Origin of the sequence: Onishia taeanensis (genome assembly GCF_003268885.1) — a bacterium.
Lineage (GTDB): Bacteria > Pseudomonadota > Gammaproteobacteria > Pseudomonadales > Halomonadaceae > Onishia > Onishia taeanensis_A.
Genome location: NZ_QLSX01000010.1, coordinates 33560 through 55935, shown reverse-complemented (window position 1 = coordinate 55935; position 22376 = coordinate 33560). Strand labels below are relative to the sequence as shown.

Below are 22376 nucleotides of genomic sequence, written 5' to 3'. Positions count from 1 at the left end.
GCGTCAGCGCCCCTAGCGGAGCGAGTTCAGCGCAGATTCTCCCTCTTCTCGACAGGCCAGCAGACTCGCTTCTAGCGACGCTGCCTCGGGCAAGCCTTGGCTGCCCGCTTCCATGATCAGCTCGAGGCGAGAATCCCGCCTCCAACTGGCCGCCGTAAGCGTCACCCGCCCCGCGGCCCGGTTGTAGCACTTCCAACCTGATTCAGTGTGCACCACCGCCTTGATACGCAGCGCTGCGGGCAGCGACTCCAGCAGCTGAGCCAGCGCATCCAGCGAAAACACGTCGTTGGCATGAAAGCGCCATCCCAGGCTGCGAAAGCCGAGCGACCCTCCTTCATCACACACTGGCGCCCCAGGGGCAGGCTCACGATAAGCGAAGGTATCCAGCGTGACCGGAACCTGTCCTTCATGAGCTCTGGAGTGCGGCATCGGCCGTGACGGCACCGTGGCACCTGTACTTTGATTAACGAAAGTACTATGGGTAACGCCGGCTCCCGTCGGGTCATCCCCTCGCACAGGGTCGCCGAGCAAACGCGACACCGACAGCTGCCCGTGTGGCGCCTCCTCGACCCAGCGCTTGGCAGGCCATAAATCGGCGAGATACGTCTGGGCTTCCCGGCACTGCTGATCCGTGGCCAAGTCGGTCATGGTCAGCGCCACGCCATCGGCCATCTCCAACTGATCGCGAAAGGTCTCATGCTCTCGTGAACGCGGATCAGAGAGCCGGCGTGGATCTAGCAACGCAATGATATCGCGCACCTCCAGCACCTCGGCGAAGGCATCACTACGCAGCAGGTCCAGAAGGCCCGCGGGATGGCCAAGCCCCGAAGGCTCGATGATCAGCCGATCAGGTCGATGGCGATGCAGCAGATTGACCAGCGAGGCCTGCAGCACGAAGGCCAACTGGCAACACAGACAGCCACCCGGCAACCCCTTGACGACCACATCCTCGCGCTCGTCGAACATGGTCTGATCGATACCGATCTGACCGAACTCGTTGATCACTAACACCCAACGCTCATCAACAGGCTTATGGGCCAGCAAGTGGCGAATCAGCGTGCTCTTGCCACTGCCGAGAAACCCGGTAATCACATGCACGGGGACACCTGACAGGGGCGTGCTAGAACGAGAAGCGGATGAAGGCAATGGAGAAGGCACTGGCACGGATCCTCGATGACGTCGGCAAATATGAAGCAAGCACAATTATGTTACTTTATAACACAAAATCCGATTCAACAGTCCGCTGCACACCACACTGAAAGGCTGAAAAGCCATTCGCTGTACATAAGCCGAATTGCTTGAGACGCAGGAGAGGACGACACTGAATCAAACAGCCCTCCCGGCGCACCGGTCGGGCACCACCCAACGTGACGGAGAATGCTCGTGATCGGCGACCGCTCAGTGCTGGTGATCAATGACGACCGCATGCTTAACCATCAGCCCGACATCCAGGACCCCTTCCTGCCAGGGCGCCTGGATCGACGAGTCAGGGAGATCCTCAACGGCCTTGCCGTGCAGTGGAAATATCCCGAACATCCAGGAAGGCTCACCGCCATCACCGAGCGGCTCACCGCCGAACCCATTCTGGGCGTGAGCTTCGAGACCGCTGAACCTGCCACGCGAGAACAGCTCGGCCGCGTACACACCGACGCCCACCTCCGGGAAATCGAGCGCATGCGGGGCAAGAACGCCTGGCTGGATGTCGACACCACGGCAGTATCCCCCGGCAGCATCGAGGCCGCCGAGGTGGCTGCCGGCGCCGCTATCGCCGCCGTGGAAGCTGTCTGCAAGGGCCGGGCCCAAAGCGCCTTCGCACTATGTCGCCCCCCCGGGCATCATGCTGAACCGGCTCGCTCTCGCGGCTTCTGTTTCTTCAATAATGTGGCGGTCGCCGCTGCCCATGCCCAGCAGGAGTTAGGCATGGAGCGCGTCTTAATCGTCGACTGGGACGCCCACCATGCCAACGGCACTCAGGATATCTTCTGGGCCTCGCCAGACGTCATGCTGTTCGACACTCACCGTGCGGCCCCCTTCTATCCAGGCTCGGGCCGGCTAGAGGACATCGGCGCCGGCCTCGGCGAAGGCACCACCGTCAACGTGCCATTGCCGGGCGGGTCTGGGGACCAGGCCATGCTGATGGCCTTTCGCGACATCCTGGTACCAGCCGCCGCCTGGTTCCAGCCGGACCTGATCCTGGTCTCGGCCGGCTTCGATGCTCACCGGCTCGATCTCTGTTTGAACGTGAGCTACGAAGGGTTTGCCGCCATGACCGAGATCGTTCAGGGCCTGGCCGACCAGCACTGCGAAGGAAGGCTCGCGCTGGTGCTCGAAGGCGGCTATCACCTCGAGTCCCTATCCGAGGGCGTCCACACCGTCTTGCAGGTTCTGGCCGGTGGCGAGGCGCCCACCCCAGAGGAAATTGGCCTCGCCGAGGTCGCGGCCGCGAGCGAATACCATAAAACGGCCTTTACATCCGACTCGCCATTGACGGACCCTGAACCACCGACCGAGCCCTGACGAGCCACCGAAACATCAACACATGCGGCCAACAAATGCATTGAGCCAACGAAAGCCGAGCCCACAAAAAAACGCGACCCTAGCGGGTCGCGTTTTTAACTGCGCGGTTAAGCATCGGGTCATTCTACCCGGCTACTCGCACTAGAGACGCTCGATCTCGGCATCGTTGCGCAGTTGCTCGAGCAGCCCGCTGACCGTCGCCTGTGCGCGCAGGCGTTCGACCAGTTGAGCCACTCGAGACTCGGCAGCATCAGACGTGTCACCCTCTTGCACGGCATCCAGGGCCACCAGCGCCACTCCGTTCTGGACGGCGGTCTGGCCATACACCGGCGCTTCACCTTCCGGATTCGGCAGCCGGAAAGCCAGCGTGTTCACCGCCGCAGGCACATCGCCGCCATTCTGACGTGTAGCAGACTCGACCTGCTGCCAATCGACGGCCTCTACTGAGCCATCACGCAGCGCAGCCACACGCTCCTCGGCAAGTGCTGTGAGCGCTTCCTGCACCTTGAGCTTCTCGACTGCAGCAGTCACGCGCTCGCGCACCTCATCAAGGGCCAGCGTGGTCGCCGGGCGATGATCGCGCACACGCAGCACCAGACGGCGATCATCATCCAGCTCGATCACCTCACTGTTGAAGCCTTCCTCGAGCACGTCCGTCGTGAACGCGGCATCCATTACCCCAGGCTCAGACAGCACCCCTTGGGCGCCGTCGGCCGACACCCAGTCGCTGGCCTGCAGCTCGGCGCCGACATCCGTGGCGATACTCGCCAGGTCGTCGGCAGCGAAGCTTTCATCAATCAGCTGCTGGACTCGCTCGTTGAAGAGGTCATCCACATCGGCCATGGCTGCCTGGTCGCGAAGTTCACTGCGCAGCTCATCGAAGGACGGGATTTCGATTTCGGTGACCTTGAGCAGGTGCAGTCCGTTGTCGGTTTCGACGATATCCGAAACCTGCCCCTGGTCGAGGGAATACACTGCGTTCTCGAAGGCTTCGCCGAAGAAGCCGCGGCTGATCACGCCCAGATCGCCGCCGCTATCGCTGGTTGACGTATCATCCGACACCTCCTTGGCAAGCGACGCAAAAGACTCACCTGCGGCCAGACGCTCTTTGACCTTATCGAGACGCGCCACCGCTTCCTCACGACTGCGCTGGTCGCCAAAGGTCAGCATGATGTGCGAGACACGACGCTCGGCGTTGCTGGCCCGCTCGGCATAGAGCGAGCGCAACTGCGCGTCGTCAACCTCGACCTGATCGGCCAGCTCTCGACGATCGAGCACCAGATAGGCCAGCTTCACCTGCTCGGGACGCTGGTAGTCATCACGGTGATTCTGGTAATAGGCTTCCAGGTCCGCCTCGCTAACTTGAGGGGTCTCTTCGAGATCCGAGGCATTGAGCTGCTGGTAGCGATAGCGACGCGTCTGGTTCTGCAGGGCTGCCAATCGCTGCTGCTCATCGTCGAGCATGAACTCGCTAGCGGAAAGGCCCTGCTGAAGCTGCTGACGCTGCATGTCATTGCGCAGCTGTGCCCGGAATGCCAGCGGCGTATAGCCGGCACTGGCCAGGCGGTTCTTGAACAATTCCCGGGAGAAGTTGCCATCTTGGTCCTGGAATTCAGGCAACGAGACGATCAGCTTGTCGAGCTGACTCTCGGAGAGATGCAGGCCACCCTCTTCCACGTATTGATCCAGCAATGAGGTACGGATCAGTTGATCGATCACCTGGCCACGCAGCTGACGCTCCTGTTCCGGAGGCACCTGGCCACTGCGGATCGCACGCTGGACTTGCACTTCGACCTGCTGGCGGGTGATCGACTGCCCATTGACGGTGGCGACATCATCCCCGTCGGACGACAGCAGACCGACCAGAGAGTCGACCCCAAAAAGGGCCATGGTCGCGATCACCGCGCCGATGATGATCTTGGCGCCCCAGCTGGTGGAGCGGTCCCGGATACGTTGCAGCATTACTGGCCTCGGCTGGAGATTGGCAGAAAAAACGGTTCATTATAGGCGCCTGATACGGGCCTGGGGCAACCGTGACTCAGAGACTGTAACTCAAGTGCCATGTTTCAAGTGCTATGACTCAAACACCATGGCTCAATGGCTTAAATGCCATCTCTTGAGCATCATGTCTCTGGCACTGCGTCTCAGCGCTACGTCCAGGACACCACGGGAATCGCGCCCAATAAAAAGGCGCACCGCTAAGCGATGCGCCATACAGAGGACCGTCAGTCCGCTAGGCAAAGCCCAGCGTCTCAGTTGACGGAATCCTTGAGCGCCTTGCCTGCCTTGAAGCTGGGCACCTTGGCGGCACTGATTTCGATCGGCTGACCGGTCTGCGGGTTACGGCCGGTGCGCGCAGCACGCTCCTTGATGGAGAAAGTGCCAAACCCTACCAGAGAGACGGAATCACCCTGCTTCAGGCTTTCAGTGACGCTATCGACCATGGCGTCGAGCGCACGGCTTGCAGCCGCCTTGGGAATATCGGCAGACGCGGCAATGGCTTCGATCAGCTCGGATTTGTTCACACTTCACCCCTTGACTGTTTCAGAAATTACTGGAAATCGGCGCTATCTTGAGGCGGCTTAAACGATCACAGCAAAGCGTAATTTATAGCAATGCCGCAAAAGATCGTCAAGCAACTATTGGTCCCAAGCCCCACCATGCCAAGGTTTTGACCTTGGCATGGCAGTAAAAATCACCACTAGTGAGTGCTGATCACCGTCTGGGAAGAGGCAGAGTCATCCGGACGATTTTTATCAGATTCGAGGGTAGACTTTTTGGCGAGAGCAACCTCTAGCACCTCATCAATCCAACGCACAGGACGAATATCCAATGCTTCCTTGATATTGTCCGGCACTTCTTTGAGGTCTCGACGATTTTCCTCGGGAATTAGCACGGTCTTTATACCACCGCGCCTAGCAGCCAGCAATTTCTCCTTGAGGCCACCGATCGGCATCACCTCGCCGCGCAGATTGACTTCGCCGGTCATCGCCACGTCGCAACGAACCGCCCGTCCGGTGAAGGCGGATACCATCGCGGTGACCATGGCAATGCCGGCACTGGGACCGTCCTTCGGCGTCGCCCCCTCAGGCACATGGATGTGCAGGTCTTCCTTCTCGAAGCGCTCAGGATCGATTCCCAGCGCCTTGGCCCGGGCACGCACCACGGTCTGCGCGGCGCTCACGGACTCTTTCATCACATCACCGAGAGAGCCAGTCTTGTTGATCCGGCCCTTGCCCGGGGTCAGCACGGACTCGATGGTCAGCAGCTCGCCGCCCACCGACGTCCAGGCGAGCCCGGTCACGCGCCCGATCTGATCTTCCTGGTCGGCGAGCCCATAGCTGAAGCGACGCACGCCGGCGTGACGCTCAATGCCTTCAGCAGCCAGCTGCTGGGGCGCCTGGGCGCCTTCCTTGCCCTGCGCTTCGATACGTTCACGCAACACTTTGCGGCAAACCTTCGCGACCTGACGCTCCAGCTCGCGCACCCCCGCTTCTCGGGTGTAGTAGCGAATCAGCTCGAGCACCGCATCATCTTCGAAGGAGAGCTCGTCGTCCTTCAGGCCATTAGCCTTGAGCTGCTTGGGGATCAGGTAACGCTTGGCGATCGCCAGCTTCTCGTCCTCGGTGTAGCCCGGCAGACGAATGATCTCCATGCGATCCATCAACGGGCCCGGAATGTTCATCGAGTTGGCGGTGCAGATGAACATGGTTTCGGACAGATCGTAATCAAGCTCGAGATAGTGATCGCTGAACTTGTCGTTCTGCTCCGGATCCAGCACCTCAAGCAATGCAGAAGACGGATCGCCACGATGATCCATGCCGATCTTGTCGACTTCATCAAGCAGGAACAGCGGGTTCTTGACCCCGGCCTTGCTCATGCGCTGCACCACCTTGCCCGGCAGCGAACCGATGTAGGTACGGCGATGGCCGCGAATCTCGGATTCGTCACGGACGCCACCCAGCGCCAGCCGCACGTACTTGCGGTTGGTCGCTCGGGCAATCGACTGACCCAGAGAGGTCTTGCCCACCCCAGGCGGGCCCACCAGGCACAGCACCGGGCCCTTGAGCTTCTTGACCCGTTTCTGGACAGCCAGATACTCGAGAATACGTTCCTTGACCTCCTCGAGCCCGTAGTGGTCTTCATCGAGGACCTTCTGGGCCCGCAGCAGATCGTGCTTGACCCGGGTACGCTTCTTCCAGGGCACCGCGATCAGCCAATCAAGATAGGAGCGCACCACCGTCGCCTCGGCGGAGGTCGGCCCCATCATCTTCAGCTTGCCAAGCTCCTGAGTGGCCTTCTCGCGGGCCTCGTCGGGCATGCCGGATTCTTCGATCGCCTGCTCGTACTTCTCGGCCTCATTGGGCACGTTGTCGAGCTCACCCATCTCTTTCTGGATGGCCTTCATCTGCTCGTTGAGATAGTACTCGCGCTGCGACTTCTCCATCTGGTCCTTGACCCGCGACCGGATGCGCTTCTCGACCTGCAGCAGATCGATCTCAGACTCGATCAGCGCCATCAGGTGCTCGATACGGTCGCGCACACGATCCATCTCGAGGAGCTGCTGCTTGTCGCCAATTTTCAGCGACAGGTGGGCGCAGATGGTATCGACCAGTCGACTGGGGTCTTCGATCCCGGACAGAGAGTTGAGCACCTCATTGGGGACCTTCTTGGACAACTTGACGTATTGCTCGAACTGATTGAGCAGCACGCGCACCAGCGATTCCTGCTCCCGCTCGGTGAGCGGCTCGCTTTCGCGCAGGGTCACTTCGGCCCGGCTATAGCCCTCATCGACCACGGTGATATCACCGACATCGGCTCGGGCGGCACCTTCGATCAGCACCTTCACGGTGCCATCGGGCAACTTCAGCAGCTGCATGATCTCGGCGACGGTACCCACCGCGAACAGGTCGCTGGTATCAGGCTCGTCCTGACCGGCTTCACGTTGAGCGACAAGCAGGATGCGCTTGTCGGCGGCCATGGCCGCCTCAAGCGCCTGAATGGATTTCTCTCGCCCCACGAACAGCGGAATCACCATCTGCGGGTAAACCACCACATCGCGAAGCGGCAATAGGGGCAGACTCTGGGTCTGTTCGGCGTTCTGCTGCATCGCAGACGTTCCTCAATGCTCGAATGATTGAACAGGTGATGGGGGCAACGGGCGTCCTTTACAAGCGCGGCCACAGGCCGCCAGGACAAAAGAGCGCGAAAAAAAGGGGCCGCAGATGCGGCCCCTGCTCCGGAGGGGAACGGCCTTAGCCGTCTTTGCCCGCCACCTTGCTGTCTTCCTGCTGGGAGTAGATCAGCAGCGGCTCGCTTTCTCCGCGAATCACGGAGTCATCGATCACCACCTTGGTGACACCCTCAAGCGACGGAATCTCGTACATGGTATCAAGCAGCACCGCCTCGAGGATCGAACGCAGTCCGCGCGCTCCGGTCTTGCGAGCCATGGCCTTTTCGGCGACGGCGCGCAGCGCCTCCTCGCGGAAGTCGAGCTCCACACCTTCCATCTCGAACAGCTTGACATACTGCTTGACAAGCGAGTTCTTGGGCTCGGTGAGGATCTGGATCAGGGCATCCTCGGAGAGCTCGGTGAGTGTCGCGATGACTGGCAGGCGACCCACGAACTCGGGAATCAGGCCAAACTTGACCAGATCATCGGGTTCGACGTCGAGCAGCACATCACCCACACCCTTGCTCTCGTCCTTGCTCTTGACCTCGGCATTGAAGCCGATGCCACCCTTCTCGGCGCGTTCCCGGATCACCTTGTCCAGACCGGCGAAGGCACCGCCGACGATGAACAGGATGTTACCCGTATCAACCTGCAGGAACTCTTGCTGCGGATGCTTGCGACCACCCTGCGGCGGCACCGAGGCCGTGGTGCCCTCGATCAGCTTGAGCAACGCCTGCTGGACGCCCTCGCCCGAGACATCGCGGGTAATCGAGGGGTTGTCCGACTTGCGCGAGATCTTGTCGATCTCGTCGATGTAAACAATGCCTTTCTGAGCCTTGTCGACATCGTAGTCACACTTCTGCAGCAGCTTCTGGATGATGTTCTCGACATCCTCACCGACATAGCCCGCCTCAGTGAGGGTCGTGGCATCGGCGATGGTGAAGGGAACATTGAGCAAGCGCGCCAGCGTCTCGGCAAGCAGCGTCTTGCCGCTGCCGGTAGGGCCGATCAGGAGGATATTGGACTTGCCAAGCTCCACCTCGTCGCTCTTCACTTCGGCACGCAGACGCTTGTAATGATTGTAAACCGCCACCGACAGCACCATCTTGGCGCGGTCCTGGCCGATCACATAATCATCGAGGGTGTGCCGAATCTCCCGCGGTGCCGGCAGGCGATCTTCATCGCTTTCGGCATCGGCCTCGAGGACCTCCTCGCGGATGATGTCGTTGCACAGGTCGACGCACTCATCGCAGATATAGACGGACGGGCCGGCGATCAGCTTCCGAACTTCGTTCTGGTTCTTGCCACAAAACGAGCAGTACAGCAGCTTGCCGCTCTCGTCCTTACCTTTGCCGTCGGCCATTTGCGTACCTCTCTACGGACGGCGGCCTTAAGGGCCGCCGGAGTTGCATATCGTGGCTGGAGATGATTTCCACGCTATCAGGATGCCGGGCGTTTCTCCAGCATGGCATCGATCAGACCGTATTCCGTAGCCTGGGCACCCGTCATGAAGTTATCACGGTCGGTGTCCTTGGCAATGGTCTCGATATCCTGGCCGGTATGATCGGCAAGGATCTGGTTCAGACGCTGACGGATACTGAGAATTTCCTTGGTATGGATCTCGATATCCGAGGCCTGACCCTGATAACCGCCCAGCGGCTGGTGGATCATCATGCGTGAATTCGGCAGGCAATAACGCTTGCCTGCGGCGCCACCGGTCAGCAGCAGCGCACCCATGCTCGCCGCCTGACCGATACAGACGGTGGAAACGTCCGGCTTGATGAACTGCATGGTGTCATAGATCGACATACCCGCCGTGACGGACCCACCCGGTGAGTTGATGTACAGGTGAATGTCCTTGTCCGGATTCTCGGACTCCAGGAACAGCAGCTGCGCTACTACCAAGTTGGCCGTGTAGTCTTCCACCGGTCCCACCAAGAAGATCACACGCTCCTTGAGCAGGCGCGAGTAGATGTCGTAGGAGCGCTCACCGCGTGCGCTCTGCTCGACCACCATCGGCACCAGGCCGCCAGCGTTTTGAATATCGAACTCGTTGCCCATTGTGTGACGTCCTTCATCCGATGACTGGATTACGACCCCGCCTATGCGGCGTCATGGAGACAGTAAAGCATGCCTGGCAGCCCGACCGAAGCCGGACTGCCAACGACTGCCGTCGTCGATCACGCCTTGGCGTCGTCCTCTTCTTCCTCGGCCGCTTCAGCTTGCTGCTGAGCCGCCTGCAGGGCCTGCTCGTAGGACATCTCGACATCCTTCACGGTGGCCTGCTCGAGCAGAACCGCCACGGCCTTCTCTTCCAGAATCGACGACTTCAGCTGGTTCTTGAGCTGATCGTTGCTCATGTAGTAATCGATGACCTGCTGCGGATCCTGGTACTGCTGAGACAGTTCCTCGACCTTGGCCTTGATCTCATCGTCAGACGCATCGGCTTCGTGGACCTTGATGACCTCTGCCAGCAGCAGGCCAACCTGAACGCGGCTCTTGGCCTGCTCGGCGAACAGCTCGTTGGGCAGCTGAGAAACGTCGAAGTCTTCACCCAGACCAAACTGCTGAGCGGCCTGGCGCTTGAGGGCATCGGTTTCCTGCTGAACCAGAGCCTGCGGCGCCGGGATGTCGTTGGCCTTCTTCAGCGCGTCTAGTACCTGCTGCTTGACGCGGTTGTCGACGGCCTGAGCGGCTTCGCGGGTCATGTTCTTCTTGATCTCGGCGCGGAAGGTATCGACATCGCCACCTTCAACACCAAACTGCTGGATAAAGGCTTCGTCGATCGCCGGCAGCTCTTGCCCGCTGACCTTGTGGACCTTGACCTTGAAGGTCGCATCCTGACCGGCCAGGTTCTCGGACTGGTAATCTTCCGGGAAGGTCACCTTGATCTCGGTATCGTCACCGGCCTTGGCGCCGACCAGCTGCTCTTCGAAGCCCGGAATGAAGCTGCCGGAACCGATCACCAGATCATGGTTCTCGGCACTGCCGCCTTCGAACGGCTCGTCGCCCAGGAAGCCCTGGAAGTCGAGGGTGACCTGATCGCCGTCTTCGGCGGCGCGATCGACTTCAGCCCAGGAGGCATTCTGCTTGCGCAGCGTCTCGATCATCTGTTCGACGTCGGCATCAGTCACCTCGACCACCGGACGCTCGACTTCGGCGCCTTCGATGCCGGCCAGCTGGACTTCCGGATAAATCTCCAGCGTCGCGACGAACTCGAGATCCTGGCCGCTTTCATTGACGGTCGGCTCGATCTGCGGGTAACCCGCCGGGTTGAGGTTTTCCTGGGTAATCGCCTGAACGTAACGCTCACGCATCACCTCGCCCACCACTTCGTTGCGCGCATCTTGCCCATAGCGCTGACGGACCACGGCCATCGGCACTTTGCCCGGGCGGAAGCCATTCAGGCGAGCGTTCTTGGCGGTGTCCTTGAGGCGAGCCTCGACGGCCTGATCGATCTCGGCCGCTGGCACTTGAACCTTGACGCGACGTTCGATCTGGGAGGTCGTTTCGACGGAAACTTGCATGAATAGTCCTCTACCACTGGGGCGTTCGAAAAAGCGTTGAATGGTCAAAGGGGATCAATTCTAAGAACCCCGATGCACGCTGGCAAGCGCGATGCCATGACTATGGGGGCGCTGTTGCCTGTTACAAGGGGGATTGCGGCAAAAACCTTGGGCTCACGGCATTAAAAATGACGACCCGGCCACCTTGCGGAGATGACGCCCAGGCCAAGACGCCATAGGCGCAACATCAAGGCACACAAAACCCAGACACACAAAACTCAGGCACACAAAAACGACCCGTGACCGCTGGCCGCGAACCTAAGAATAAGAAGGGGTAAGGAATATCAGGAGGGAAGGTAATGGGGTGGATGATGGGGATCGAACCCACGACAACCGGAACCACAATCCGGGGCTCTACCACTGAGCTACATCCACCACTACCAAAACACACTACAAGCGACGAATGGGGTGGATGATGGGGATCGAACCCACGACAGCCGGAACCACAATCCGGGGCTCTACCACTGAGCTACATCCACCATATCGACTCGCTTGCCAGGTACTCGCCTTGCTGCCGACCACTCGAATTTCCAGTGGCGCGCCCAGCAGGACTCGAACCTGCAACCTACGGCTTAGAAGGCCGTTGCTCTATCCGATTGAGCTATGAGCGCATTCTAAAGCCTCTAGACTCTTACCTGCAACCCTTGCCAAGACCTTTATGTAAAAAAATCAAAAGGTTACATGGTCGGGATGGAGGGATTCGAACCCCCGACATCCTGCTCCCAAAGCAGGCGCGCTACCAGACTGCGCTACATCCCGTCGGCATCAAGCTGCACAACATTGACGCGAAAACTGCCGCCTCAATGCGGAGCGTATTTTACGCATCCTTGCCCGCTGGTCAAGCCCTTAGCGCACACTCTCCCACAAGCATGCTTTGACTCGAGGCCAGCTCATGCGAAAATCAGCACCCTCAATCTTTCGTCGCCCGCTGCAGGTATACCCCGCCGGCCCGCCGACTTAACTTTTTTAGGAAACGCCGATGACCGCCCAACTGATCGATGGCAAGGCCATTGCCGCTCATGTTCGTCAACAGGTTGCCCGCCAGGTAGCGGCCCGTCACGAATCCAGCGCACGCAGTCCAGGCCTGGCCGTGGTGCTGGTCGGTGAAGATGCGGCATCCGAAATCTATGTCCGCAACAAGCATCGCGCATGCGAAGAAGCCGGCATTATCTCCTTTCGCCACCAGTTGCCCGCGGACACCAGCCAAGCCGATCTGGAGGCGCTGGTCGACGAGCTGAATGCCGATGAGCGCGTTGACGGCATCCTGGTACAGCTGCCGCTGCCCGAGCACCTGGATCCGCGCCCTATTCTCGAGCGCATTAAGCCCGACAAGGACGTCGACGGCTTCCACCCCTACAACCTCGGCCGCCTGGCTCAGCGCCTACCACTGCTGCGCCCCTGCACGCCAAAGGGTGTTATGACCCTGCTGCAGGAATCTGGCCTCAACGTGCGCGGACTGGACGCCACCATCGTTGGCGCCTCCAACATCGTCGGCCGACCGATGGCCCTGGAGCTGATGCTGGCCGGCTGCACCACCACCGTCTGCCACCGTTTTACCAAGGACCTCGAGGCTCAGGTGCGCCGCGCCGACCTGTTGGTGGTGGCAGTAGGCAAGCCGGGGCTGGTCAAGGGCGAGTGGGTGAAGGAAGGCGCTATCGTCATTGACGTAGGTATCAACCGCAATGATGACGGCAAGCTGATCGGCGACGTGGAGTTCACCCCGGCCGCCGAACGCGCCAGCTACATCACGCCGGTCCCCGGCGGCGTCGGTCCGATGACGGTCGCCTCGCTGCTCGAGAACACTCTCTACGCCGCGGAACTCCATGATCCCATGAAGGCCGAATGACGCGCAGCGGCCCTGAGTAGGCGCCAGCCGGCTCATTACGTTAGAATCCCCTTTTTTCGCCCTAGTGGTTTCGTCACTGGGGGAATAGCTAATCAACTTGCTAGACGAGGTCAGGTGACATGAGCGACCAGAAGATGAACGTCGAAAGTTTCAATCTCGACCACACCAAGGTCAAAGCGCCCTACGTCCGCCTGGCCGGCGTTACCGTCGGCCTGCATGGCGACGAGATCTACAAGTACGACATGCGCATCTGCCAGCCGAACCAGAACCACATGGACATGCCGGGGCTACACTCCCTCGAACACCTGATGGCAGAAATGTCGCGCAACCACACCGACAAGGTCGTCGACATCAGCCCGATGGGCTGTCAGACCGGTTTCTACTGGGCGATGATCAACCACGACGACTACGACGGTATCCTCACGCTGATCGAAAAGACGCTCGAGGACGTACTCGAGGCTAAGGAAGTGCCGGCCTGCAACGAGATGCAGTGCGGGTGGGCCGCTAGCCACAGCCTCGAAGGCGCCAAAGAGATCGCTCGCGGCTTCCTCGCCAAGCGCGACGAATGGCAGCTCATTTTTGACTGATCCGATGACCAAGGCGACACACGCATGAAAAAGATTGGCATCATCGGCGCCATGGCCGAAGAGGTAGCGCTGCTGGCCTCCCACCTGGAGGATCGACGCACCCGTGAGCATGTTGGTTGCACCTTCCACACCGGACGCCTTCAGGGCGTTGAGGTGGTGATCCTGCAATCAGGCATCGGCAAGGTGAATGCAGCGGTAGGCACCACCCTGCTGCTGGACGTTTACAAGCCCGACGTGGTCATCAATACCGGCTCCGCCGGTGGCTTCGGCGAAGACCTCGCCGTAGGCGATGTGGTGATTTCCTCCGAGGTACGTCATCACGATGTGGACGCCGTGGTCTTCGGCTATGAGCATGGCCAGGTCCCGCAGATGCCGGCCGCCTATCTTCCCGATAGCCGGCTGGTCGCCATCGCCAGGGAATGTATCGAATCCCTGGGCGAACTGAGGGTCGTCGAAGGGCTGATCGCGACCGGCGACATCTTCATGTCCTGCCCGGAAGCAGTATCACGTACCCGAGACCGCTTTCCGACCATGCTCGCCGCCGAGATGGAGGCTGCGGCCATCGCACAGACCTGCCATCTCTACGGATGCCCCTTCGTGGTCATTCGTGCCCTGTCGGACATCGCAGGACAGGAGTCCAACATCTCCTTCAAGGCGTTCATCGATCAGGCCGCCGAGCATTCGGCACAGATGGTCGAAGCCATGGTCGCCCGCCTGGGCAGCATTGACAGCATGTCAGAGAAACCCCGACAGAAGGCTCTGACGGACGCCTGAGGCAGACTGTCGAGAGCCCGTTCGCGGCAGTACGTTAGAAACAGTACGTTCGAGAGAGTACGCTCGAGACAGCATTAGAGACAGAACACCGCTTCACGAGGAAGGCGCCGATATGGCGCCTTTTTTGTGCCAGTCTGTACAAGATCGATACAAGGGTTTTACATTAGGCTCGTTTCCTGACTTACGGAGCCCCGCCATGCATGTCGCTTCCCGGCTATCGCGCCGCCTGGCCATTCCACTCCTGTTGCTACTGCATTCACTGCTGCTAGCTGGCTGCGCGGCTTATCCGCTGGGCCTCGACGAGACACCCGCCGCCCTCGACACACGTCGCCTCGACGCCGTCACCTACACGCCACAGAACTGGCCAGAGCCCCTGCAGGCGGATGTTTACCTGCCGGCCACCGCGGATGACGCCGAGCTCAGGCCCGCCGCCCTGGTCGTTCATGGAGGAGGCTGGCAGCGTCGCGAGCGGGCCGACATGGACGCCATCGCCGAGCGCCTCGCTCAGCGCGGCTACGTGGCCGTCAACATCGACTACCGATTTGCACCGACCTACCGCTTTCCTGCACAGCTTCATGACCTTCAGCAGGCCATGCACTGGATCAGTGACCAGGCAGAACGCTTGCGTATCGATACCGATCGCATCATCGGCGTCGGCTACTCCTCCGGCGCACATCTCATCAGCTTGCTGGGCGTGATGCATGCCGACAACCCACTGGACAGCCCCTACGGAGGCCCAGAGACACGGCTTGCCGGCGTGCTGGCCGGCGGCACGCCGACCGACCTTCTGCGGTTCGACGACGGACGTCTGCTTACCGACTTCATTGGCGGCACTCAGGCCGAGTACCCGGCTCGCTATCGCCAAGCGTCACCGCTACTCCAGCTTGGCGACAGCGCCCCACCCTTCTTCCTCTTTCATGGCAACCTCGACGGCCTGGTGCCGATTGAGCAAGCCGACGTCTTCCATGCTGCCCTGGACGCTCGCGGCATTCCCAATACGCTGTATCGGCTAACATTGCGCGGCCACTACACCACCTTCCTCACGGCCGGCCCGGCCATCGAGGCGGGGCTTGATTTCCTCGACCACCAACTGGCGCCACCCCCGATCACAGCAAAGTCCGCATCGGGTATCATGGCACCTTCCCCTAACCGCTGACAGGAGTCCCCATGCACGCGTCCCGCTCCCCTTTATTGGTCATCTATACGGGCGGCACTCTCGGCATGGTCGAGACCCCTCACGGCCTCGCACCGGGCGATAATTTCGAGTCTCGGCTGCGCGATAAGCTGAAAACCCTGACACCGGCTCGGCGCACCAGCCTGCCTGCCTTCGACTTCCTGGCAACTGCCTCGCCCATCGACTCCAGCAGCGCCTGTCCGTCCGACTGGCAGGCCCTTGCGGCCTTGATCGAGGCCTATCAGCAGACCTATTCAGGCATCGTCATTCTCCACGGCACCGACACCCTGAGCTGGACCGCCAGCAGCCTGGCCTTTCAGCTTCAGGGCATCGATAAAGCGGTGGTCGTGACCGGCGCTATGCACCCGCTGGAAGCCGAGCACAGCGATGCGCTCGCCAATGTCGAGGGCGCCCTGCGCTTCGCCGCCCAGCCAGAACTCCAGGAAGTCGCGCTCTACTTCGCTGGACGCCTGCTTCGCGGCGTGCGCACCCGCAAGTGGCAAACACAGGCCGAAGATGCCTTCATCAGCCCCAACTATCCGCTGCTCGGCGAACTGGTCGACGGCGCGCCAGTGCTCTACCCCGGCCGCGGACTGGCCGACCACCAGCGCGGCGCCCAGCGCTTCGAGCTGCCTGACTATCGTGTACTAGGCCCTTCGCCAGTGGTAAGAATCACGCTATGGCCGGGCATGACCGCACGACAGCTCGGCGCGATGCTGCTCGACGACACCGTCAGCGGCGCCCTGCTGGAGGTCTGGGGAGGAGGCAATATTGCCGATGACCCGGCATTGGTCGAGGTGCTCGCCCAGGCCAGGGGTGAAGGCAAGCTGGTCGCTGCCATCAGCCAATGCCCGCAGGGACGAATCGAGATCGGCACCTACGCGGCCGGCCAGGGGCTCATGGATGCAGAAGTGCTCTCAGGCGATGACATGACCCCCGAGGCCGCCATGACCAAGCTGATTCACCTGCTGGCCCAGCCGCTGAGCGACGCCGAACGGCGCCGGCATTTCCTGACGAGCCTTATCGGCGAACGCTGAGCCGAAGGGCCTATTATAGAAGGCTGCCTGTCGCAGGCATGAACAGGTGGCGCCAGAGAGAGAAAGGCTGGCAGGCTGCCACTTTGACGTCACAAAGACGAAAGCAACAACGCTCGATATCACACCGAGTGGCACGATACTCAAGGTAAGTAGCCCTCACGACACACAATCCTGAAGACACGGAATCACCGACTCAGTCTTGACTGATCACAAGGAGCATCAATATGGAACATGGCGTACACCCCTTCAGTGAACTCTTTGAACAGCTCGGCCTTCCCGCCGACAACGCCTCCATCCAGGCCTTTATCGAGCGTCATGCGCCACTTCCCGACGACGTGGGGCTGGCCGAAGCCCCCTTCTGGAACCAGTCACAGGCAGAGCTGATTCGCAGCGCCCTGGAAGAAGACGCCGACTGGGCAGAAGTGGTCGATCAGTTGAATGCGGCGCTGCGCGGGGCCTGATGAAAAGCCCGTGATGAAAAGCCCGTCGAGCTCGACGGGCCGATCAAGGTCATAGCCGCGCCTCGACGCGTTCGAGAATCTGTCGGCTGACCCTGCTCACCAGCGGGCGGGCCGCCTTGTTGACGGCCCGCTCCACCAGGCGATTCTTGATCACGTAGTCGAGCGTGAGGGAAACATGCGTCCCTTCAGGCACCGGCGTCAGTCGATAACAGCCCTGATTCTTCACCCCGTCGATGGACTCCCAGGCCAACCGCTCCGGCGCACGGGATTCTGTAATCGCCACGTCGAAGGTCCAGTCGACGCCGACCGCCCTGACATGCCAGCGGTAGCGGTCATCCCCAAGGGGCTCGATGGACTCGATCAGGTCAGAATACTCGGCGAAGTCCTCGACCCTCTTGAGTAGCTCGAAGACCCGCTCCGGCGTCGCCGGCAATGTCGCGCTGTGTTCGATAGTGGCCATATTCGAGTTCCGGTTGCTGGTGCGCAGATACCCCGAGGGTAACCAGCCCGCCTCATCAAGACCAGCATCCTTGCACCACCGGCCTCTTTGCGCGGCTAGCAGCTGCGATACGGTTCAGCCTACTTTCGCCTGGCCCCGCTATTGCTCGACCTGCTATTTCTCGACCTGCTTTGTTGCGCCCTGCTCTGCCTCGCCGCCCACCGGTTCCGCCCAAGCCTGTCTGTCTAACCCAGTTCCAATTAACCAGTCTCACTCGCCCATATAGCGCGCCCGCTTCTTGGCCTTCACCTTTGCGACCTCGACCCGAACCAGACCGTCCACGCAGTAACCAAAGTCGGCATCGACGCTGAAATCCAGGAACTGCACACCGCCTGACGTGCACAGCTCGGTGTAATGCTTGTAGAGCGCCGGCACCGTCACACCATGCATGCCGAGCTGTTGCTTGAGCACCTTGAAGTCGGCAACAGCATCCTCGTGGCAAAACAGCGCACTGGCCTCCTCAACCGTCGCCGACGACACCCGAAACGGCGCGCGGGCGCGCACGCCTGACTCATTGGCGCCGTAATAGTGCTGGTAGTAGTACACCAGCAACTCCAGGGCAGCTCGTGGAATGGCATTGGAGAGCGATACCGGGCCGACCATCCAGGCGATCGACGGATTCGCCTTCAAGTAGGCGCCGATGCCAAACCAGAGCAGGTCCAGACTGCGCCGCCCCCAGTAGCGAGGCTGCACGAAGCTGCGCCCCAGCTCGATACCCTCACCGACACTCGCCAGCCACTCCCCTGAACAGTCGAATAACGACGCCGAATAGAGGCCTTCGACGCCATGGGTGTTCAATACCTCACCCACCCTCGCCAGACGGTAGGCACCGGCTATCTCCATGGCCTTGTCGTCCCATACCAGCAGGTGCTGATAATGGCGATCATAGTCATCCAGATCACGGTGCTCACCGGTCCCCTCTCCCACGCGTCTGAAGGTCAGCTCGCGCAATCGCCCCAACTCGCGCATCACCACCGAGTCCGCGCGATAGTCGTGCAGAAGAATCCGCATGCCCTCCTTGGTCATACCCAGGCACTGCGCCTGATCCAGCTCGGCACGCAAGGCCTGGCGCGGCTCCGGGTGAGCGATCGGCCGTTCGGTGACAAAAAGCGGAGAGCGATTCTTGGCTAGCCGATAGACGTGCTTGCGCAGCAGCTTGAGCTTGGTGCGGTTGGGCAGCGTCGGCAAATCGAAGCGCGCCAGGGGAATGGGCTCCCCGATTCGGATAGGCAGATCCATGGCGTGCTTCTTGAACATCTCATTGACCAGCAGCAGCCCGCCCAGCGGCCGATAGATCATCGAAAGCGAATAGAACAACGCGGAATTGCGCCCGCCCACATGCACCGGCAGGATCGGGGCATTCGTCTTGCGGGCCAGGTGCAGGAAACCACTAAGCCAGGGACCATCCTTGATCCCCGAGGGCCCTGCCCGGGACACCTCACCGGCGGGGAAGACGATGACCGCTTGCTCTGCCATCAGCGCTTCATTTCCGGCGCGCGCAGTCTTCCGGTACCCCTTGCCGGTCAGGTTGTCGACCGGCAGCAGCAAGGGCCGCAGCGGCACGAACTCCCACAGCAGATCGTTGACCATCACCTTGACGTCGCGGCGCACCTCTCCCACCAGCTTGAGCAGCGCCAGGCCATCCAGGGTCCCCAGCGGATGGTTGGCGACGATCACGACTCGCCCTTCGCTGGGGATGTTGCATCGATCCCTGGCCGAGGCCATGTAGCTGAAGCGGAAATGCTCCAGCACATGATCAACGAACTCGAAAGGGCCAGCGTCGCGGTGCCGCGCCAGAAAGTCGTTGACCTCATCCTCATGCATCAAGCGTCGCAACAACCCCATGGCTGGCTGGCGCACCAGGGGCGCGCGACCATTGAGGGCGGGGTACTTGTCGTCGATCAGGCGTTCGATATCGAGCATCAGGGTTCCTCCGGTGATGTCGATATCCTCGGCAAATGCCATGACGACCCCATGTCAGAGACATGGCGAAGGCATGACAGCGGCGACGCCAGTCTCTACAATGCGCGGCTCGTCCGGACCGGATCCCGGGCGTCCGCGCCGCCAGGCTGCGGCCTAAACAAATTCTCCGAAAGGACATCTCCATGACCTCTTCAACTCCCCGTGCCGTGGTGATCTACTCCGGCGGCATGGACTCCTATACGGTGCTGCACCGGGCCCGCCGCGAGGGCTATGAGCTCCACGCCCTGTCGTTCAACTACGGGCAGCGGCACGCCCGTGAACTCGACACCGCCAAACAGGTCTGTGAGCAACTCGGGATCGCCCATCAGATCGTCGATATCCGCGCCATTCACGGCCTGATAGATAGCTCAGCTCTCACCGACGCCTCCCAGGCACTGCCCGGCGGCGACTACGATGCCGACAACCTGAGCGCCACCGTGGTGCCGAACCGCAATATGATCCTTTTGTCGCTGGCCATCGCTCAGGCGGTGAACATCGGCGCCGATCGCGTTTTCTACGGCGCCCACGGCGGCGATCACGTGCTGTATCCGGATTGCCGGCCCGAGTTCGTAGAAAAGATGAACGACGTCGCGGCCATCGCCAATTTCTCTCCGGTGACCATCGAGGCGCCCTATCTGCACAAGGGCAAGCACGAGATCCTGGCCGACGGCCTCGCCATGGGGCTGGACTACGCCAACACCTGGACCTGCTACCTGGGCGAGACCCTGGCATGCGGCGAGTGTGGCAGCTGCCGAGAGCGCCTGGCCGCCTTTGCTCACCATGGCTTGAGCGACCCGCTGGGCTATTCCTCTTCACAGCGATCCGGCTCGGATGAAAAAGCTGCCACATCACAGCGGCCCGGCTCTGACGCAGAAACCAGCGCTGACTCAGGCGAAGGGCGCCACGATGTATAGCGTCAAAGAGGCCTTCTATACCCTGCAGGGCGAAGGGGCCCGGGCCGGGCGTGCCAGCGTTTTCTGCCGCTTCTCCGGCTGCAATCTCTGGTCGGGGCGCGAACAGGATCGAGCCACCAGCGCCTGCCGCTTCTGCGATACCGACTTCGTCGGTACCGACGGGCAGAATGGCGGTCGCTTTCACGACGCTGAAGGGCTCGCCGATCATCTCGCCGCGCTTTGGCCCGCGGTGCCCGGCGGCCAGCGCTACGTAGTCTTCACCGGCGGTGAGCCGCTGCTGCAACTGGACTCACCGTTGATCGAGGCGCTGCATGCCCGCGATTTCGAGGTCGCGGTGGAGACCAACGGCACGCTCACCCCGCCGACCGGTATCGACTGGCTGTGTGTCAGCCCCAAGGGCGATACCTCGCTTGCCATCATGGCAGGCGACGAGCTGAAGCTGGTCTATCCGCAACAGCACGCCCCACCCGAGCGTTTCGCCGGGCTCAACTTTCGCCACTTCTATCTGCAGCCCATGGACCTCGGCCCGCTGGGCGGAGACGGCAATACCATGGCCGACGTCGTTGACTACTGCCTGAGTGCACCTCAATGGCAGCTGTCACTGCAGGCTCACAAGATCGCGGGGATCGACTGATGACCCTCTTCGTCAATGGCCTGACCCATCTCGACGCCTCGCTGTGGTGCCCAACACGTGGCCTGATCGGTGTCAGTTGGCAGGTGAATGCCGAACTCGACGGCGAACTCGGCGAGGATGGCATGCTGTTTGATTTCGGCCACGTCAAGCCGTGGATCAAGTCGCGGCTGGACGACGGTGCCGACCACACCCTGATCGTACCGACCGAGGCGCCGGGCGTGACGGTCAGCGAATGCCCGGAAGGCCTCGCGATCCGCACCACCACGCCCTACGCCATGGAGGTGCGCGGCCCGCACCAGGCCTTCACTCTGGTGCCCTGGGCGGAGATCACACCGACAGGGCTTGCCGAGCGCTTCAGCGAGGAGATGCTGCAAGACCCACCGCCGCGGGTCAGCGCGATTCGCCTCACCTTCGAGGATGAAGCCCTGTCGGGTGCTGCCTACACCTATAGCCACGGACTGCGCCGCCACGCAGGTAACTGCCAGCGCATCGCCCACGGGCATCGTTCGCCGCTCCATATCTGGCAAACAGGCGAACGCGCCCCGGCGCTTGAGGCCGAATGGGCCGGCCGCATGGCGGATCGTTATCTGGTCGATGCAGGCGATATCGAGGACGAGGGCGTTGCTCAGGGTGAGCTCACGACGCGCTATCGCGCGCCCCAGGGCGACTTCCTGCTGCGCCTGCCCCGCGAGCGCTGCCTGATCCTGCCGACGGCCACCACCATCGAGCAGATCGCCGCCTGGCTTGCCGGCGAGATCGCTGCGGAAACCGGCCAGGTCACGCGGGTCCAGGCCTTCGAGGGCATCGGCAAGGGAGCCATTGCGGAGCGAACGCCATGAGCCGACTGATTGCCAGTACCCAGGCCGCGGCGTCTACCTCCGCTCACGCCACCGGCGAATGCCGCCCGGGCTGCGGTGCCTGCTGCATCGCCCCCTCGATCAGCTCAGCGATTCCCGGCATGCCTGAGGGCAAGCCGGCCGGCGTGCGCTGCGTGCAGCTCGATGATGACAACCTCTGCCGATTGTTTGGCGACCCGAGCCGCCCTGCCGTCTGCGCGCGTTTCGACTTCGATCAGGAGCTTTGCGGCAGCGATCGCGAAGAAGCGCTGGCACGAATCGCCGCCTGGGAAACCATGACCTGACACACCGAGGCGCTTCCACCCGACCGATGCTTTTCGCCCAGCAACACAACGGCCCATCCGCCAGGCGGATGGGCCGTTTTTCGTCATGCGC

At 61.4% G+C, this 22376-nt stretch carries 20 protein-coding genes and 4 tRNA genes; 11 read left to right on the top strand and 13 right to left on the bottom strand.

The window, feature by feature from the left end; all coding sequences use genetic code 11:
• Positions 1-12: 12 nt before the first annotated feature.
• A complete protein-coding gene (locus BCL93_RS13500) occupies positions 13-1098 on the bottom strand; it encodes a CobW family GTP-binding protein (protein WP_258396555.1) in 1086 nt (361 codons plus the stop codon).
• Positions 1099-1377: 279 nt separating this feature from the next.
• Here BCL93_RS13500 and BCL93_RS13495 point away from each other — a divergent pair, with 279 nt between their 5' ends.
• Positions 1378-2517 carry a histone deacetylase family protein gene (locus BCL93_RS13495; RefSeq protein WP_112055790.1) on the top strand — a complete coding sequence of 380 codons (1140 nt, stop codon included), beginning with the start codon at positions 1378-1380 and terminating at the stop codon, positions 2515-2517.
• Between the two features lie 141 nt (positions 2518-2658).
• On the opposite strand, the gene BCL93_RS13490 is transcribed toward BCL93_RS13495, so the two are convergent.
• The 10 genes from BCL93_RS13490 to BCL93_RS13445 all read right to left on the bottom strand — a co-directional run bounded on the left by BCL93_RS13490 (position 2659) and on the right by BCL93_RS13445 (position 12015).
• Positions 2659-4479, bottom strand: coding sequence for a SurA N-terminal domain-containing protein (locus tag BCL93_RS13490; RefSeq protein WP_112055789.1), 1821 nt, complete (start codon positions 4477-4479; stop codon positions 2659-2661).
• Between the two features lie 290 nt (positions 4480-4769).
• A complete protein-coding gene (gene hupB / locus BCL93_RS13485) occupies positions 4770-5042 on the bottom strand; it encodes a nucleoid-associated protein HU-beta (RefSeq protein ID WP_092528694.1) in 273 nt (90 codons plus the stop codon).
• 176 nt (positions 5043-5218) lie between these two features.
• Positions 5219-7627 carry an endopeptidase La gene (gene lon, locus BCL93_RS13480; protein ID WP_112055788.1) on the bottom strand — a complete coding sequence of 803 codons (2409 nt, stop codon included), beginning with the start codon at positions 7625-7627 and terminating at the stop codon, positions 5219-5221.
• A 145-nt stretch (positions 7628-7772) separates the two neighbouring features.
• Complete coding sequence (clpX, locus tag BCL93_RS13475) at positions 7773-9053, bottom strand: ATP-dependent Clp protease ATP-binding subunit ClpX (RefSeq protein ID WP_112055787.1); 1281 nt, start codon at positions 9051-9053, stop codon at positions 7773-7775.
• A 77-nt stretch (positions 9054-9130) separates the two neighbouring features.
• Entirely contained in the window at positions 9131-9751 is a 621-nt protein-coding gene (gene clpP, locus BCL93_RS13470) for an ATP-dependent Clp endopeptidase proteolytic subunit ClpP (RefSeq protein ID WP_112055786.1), read from the bottom strand.
• 119 nt (positions 9752-9870) lie between these two features.
• Complete coding sequence (gene tig / locus BCL93_RS13465) at positions 9871-11217, bottom strand: trigger factor (protein WP_112055785.1); 1347 nt, start codon at positions 11215-11217, stop codon at positions 9871-9873.
• Positions 11218-11556: 339 nt separating this feature from the next.
• Positions 11557-11631: transfer RNA gene (locus tag BCL93_RS13460), tRNA-His, on the bottom strand.
• Between the two features lie 29 nt (positions 11632-11660).
• Positions 11661-11735: transfer RNA gene (locus tag BCL93_RS13455), tRNA-His, on the bottom strand.
• A 55-nt stretch (positions 11736-11790) separates the two neighbouring features.
• Positions 11791-11867, bottom strand: a tRNA-Arg gene (locus tag BCL93_RS13450).
• Between the two features lie 71 nt (positions 11868-11938).
• A tRNA-Pro gene (locus BCL93_RS13445) sits at positions 11939-12015 on the bottom strand.
• A 220-nt stretch (positions 12016-12235) separates the two neighbouring features.
• Here BCL93_RS13445 and folD point away from each other — a divergent pair.
• The 6 genes from folD to BCL93_RS13415 all read left to right on the top strand — a co-directional run bounded on the left by folD (position 12236) and on the right by BCL93_RS13415 (position 17135).
• The gene (folD, locus tag BCL93_RS13440; RefSeq protein WP_112055784.1) at positions 12236-13102 is read left to right on the top strand and encodes a bifunctional methylenetetrahydrofolate dehydrogenase/methenyltetrahydrofolate cyclohydrolase FolD; all 867 of its coding nucleotides are present in this window, start codon (positions 12236-12238) and stop codon (positions 13100-13102) included.
• A 119-nt stretch (positions 13103-13221) separates the two neighbouring features.
• On the top strand, positions 13222-13689 hold the full coding sequence (locus tag BCL93_RS13435; RefSeq protein ID WP_112055783.1) for an S-ribosylhomocysteine lyase: 468 nt from the start codon (positions 13222-13224) through the stop codon (positions 13687-13689).
• A 24-nt stretch (positions 13690-13713) separates the two neighbouring features.
• Positions 13714-14463: a 5'-methylthioadenosine/S-adenosylhomocysteine nucleosidase gene (mtnN, locus tag BCL93_RS13430; protein ID WP_112055782.1), complete on the top strand. Its 750-nt coding sequence runs from the start codon at positions 13714-13716 to the stop codon at positions 14461-14463.
• A 196-nt stretch (positions 14464-14659) separates the two neighbouring features.
• Positions 14660-15619 (top strand): alpha/beta hydrolase, encoded by a 960-nt coding sequence (locus BCL93_RS13425; RefSeq protein ID WP_112055781.1) that lies wholly within the window; start codon positions 14660-14662, stop codon positions 15617-15619.
• Positions 15620-15630: 11 nt separating this feature from the next.
• Positions 15631-16674, top strand: coding sequence for an asparaginase (locus tag BCL93_RS13420; protein WP_112055780.1), 1044 nt, complete (start codon positions 15631-15633; stop codon positions 16672-16674).
• A gap of 224 nt (positions 16675-16898) precedes the next feature.
• On the top strand, positions 16899-17135 hold the full coding sequence (locus tag BCL93_RS13415) for a DUF2789 domain-containing protein (protein WP_112055779.1): 237 nt from the start codon (positions 16899-16901) through the stop codon (positions 17133-17135).
• A 49-nt stretch (positions 17136-17184) separates the two neighbouring features.
• On the opposite strand, the gene BCL93_RS13410 is transcribed toward BCL93_RS13415, so the two are convergent.
• Complete coding sequence (locus tag BCL93_RS13410; protein WP_112055778.1) at positions 17185-17595, bottom strand: SRPBCC family protein; 411 nt, start codon at positions 17593-17595, stop codon at positions 17185-17187.
• A gap of 249 nt (positions 17596-17844) precedes the next feature.
• Positions 17845-19599, bottom strand: coding sequence for a lysophospholipid acyltransferase family protein (locus tag BCL93_RS13405; protein ID WP_258396554.1), 1755 nt, complete (start codon positions 19597-19599; stop codon positions 17845-17847).
• A gap of 140 nt (positions 19600-19739) precedes the next feature.
• On the opposite strand from BCL93_RS13405, the gene queC reads away from it, so the two are divergent.
• From queC to BCL93_RS13385, 4 genes are read left to right on the top strand one after another with little or no spacing between them, the layout of a single operon-like run.
• Positions 19740-20510, top strand: coding sequence for a 7-cyano-7-deazaguanine synthase QueC (gene queC, locus BCL93_RS13400; RefSeq protein WP_112055777.1), 771 nt, complete (start codon positions 19740-19742; stop codon positions 20508-20510).
• Positions 20503-21144 (top strand): 7-carboxy-7-deazaguanine synthase, encoded by a 642-nt coding sequence (queE, locus tag BCL93_RS13395; protein WP_112055776.1) that lies wholly within the window; start codon positions 20503-20505, stop codon positions 21142-21144. Before queC ends, queE begins: the two co-directional genes overlap by 8 nt.
• Positions 21144-21983, top strand: coding sequence for a 6-carboxytetrahydropterin synthase (locus BCL93_RS13390; protein WP_112055775.1), 840 nt, complete (start codon positions 21144-21146; stop codon positions 21981-21983). The genes queE and BCL93_RS13390 overlap by 1 nt, the downstream gene beginning before the upstream one ends.
• The gene (locus BCL93_RS13385) at positions 21980-22285 is read left to right on the top strand and encodes a YkgJ family cysteine cluster protein (protein ID WP_112055774.1); all 306 of its coding nucleotides are present in this window, start codon (positions 21980-21982) and stop codon (positions 22283-22285) included. Before BCL93_RS13390 ends, BCL93_RS13385 begins: the two co-directional genes overlap by 4 nt.
• The last annotated feature ends 91 nt before the right edge of the window (positions 22286-22376 follow it).

Coding starts and splice junctions, on each gene's coding strand:
- BCL93_RS13495 (WP_112055790.1), top strand. CDS start 1,378: ATGCTCGTGATCGGCGACCGCTCAGTGCTGGTGATCAATGACGACCGC.
- BCL93_RS13490 (WP_112055789.1), bottom strand. CDS start 4,479: ATGCTGCAACGTATCCGGGACCGCTCCACCAGCTGGGGCGCCAAGATC.
- lon (WP_112055788.1), bottom strand. CDS start 7,627: ATGCAGCAGAACGCCGAACAGACCCAGAGTCTGCCCCTATTGCCGCTT.
- clpX (WP_112055787.1), bottom strand. CDS start 9,053: ATGGCCGACGGCAAAGGTAAGGACGAGAGCGGCAAGCTGCTGTACTGC.
- clpP (WP_112055786.1), bottom strand. CDS start 9,751: ATGGGCAACGAGTTCGATATTCAAAACGCTGGCGGCCTGGTGCCGATG.
- tig (WP_112055785.1), bottom strand. CDS start 11,217: ATGCAAGTTTCCGTCGAAACGACCTCCCAGATCGAACGTCGCGTCAAG.
- folD (WP_112055784.1), top strand. CDS start 12,236: ATGACCGCCCAACTGATCGATGGCAAGGCCATTGCCGCTCATGTTCGT.
- BCL93_RS13435 (WP_112055783.1), top strand. CDS start 13,222: ATGAGCGACCAGAAGATGAACGTCGAAAGTTTCAATCTCGACCACACC.
- mtnN (WP_112055782.1), top strand. CDS start 13,714: ATGAAAAAGATTGGCATCATCGGCGCCATGGCCGAAGAGGTAGCGCTG.
- BCL93_RS13425 (WP_112055781.1), top strand. CDS start 14,660: ATGCATGTCGCTTCCCGGCTATCGCGCCGCCTGGCCATTCCACTCCTG.
- BCL93_RS13420 (WP_112055780.1), top strand. CDS start 15,631: ATGCACGCGTCCCGCTCCCCTTTATTGGTCATCTATACGGGCGGCACT.
- BCL93_RS13415 (WP_112055779.1), top strand. CDS start 16,899: ATGGAACATGGCGTACACCCCTTCAGTGAACTCTTTGAACAGCTCGGC.
- BCL93_RS13410 (WP_112055778.1), bottom strand. CDS start 17,595: ATGGCCACTATCGAACACAGCGCGACATTGCCGGCGACGCCGGAGCGG.
- BCL93_RS13405 (WP_258396554.1), bottom strand. CDS start 19,599: ATGGCATTTGCCGAGGATATCGACATCACCGGAGGAACCCTGATGCTC.
- queC (WP_112055777.1), top strand. CDS start 19,740: ATGACCTCTTCAACTCCCCGTGCCGTGGTGATCTACTCCGGCGGCATG.
- queE (WP_112055776.1), top strand. CDS start 20,503: ATGTATAGCGTCAAAGAGGCCTTCTATACCCTGCAGGGCGAAGGGGCC.
- BCL93_RS13390 (WP_112055775.1), top strand. CDS start 21,144: ATGACCCTCTTCGTCAATGGCCTGACCCATCTCGACGCCTCGCTGTGG.
- BCL93_RS13385 (WP_112055774.1), top strand. CDS start 21,980: ATGAGCCGACTGATTGCCAGTACCCAGGCCGCGGCGTCTACCTCCGCT.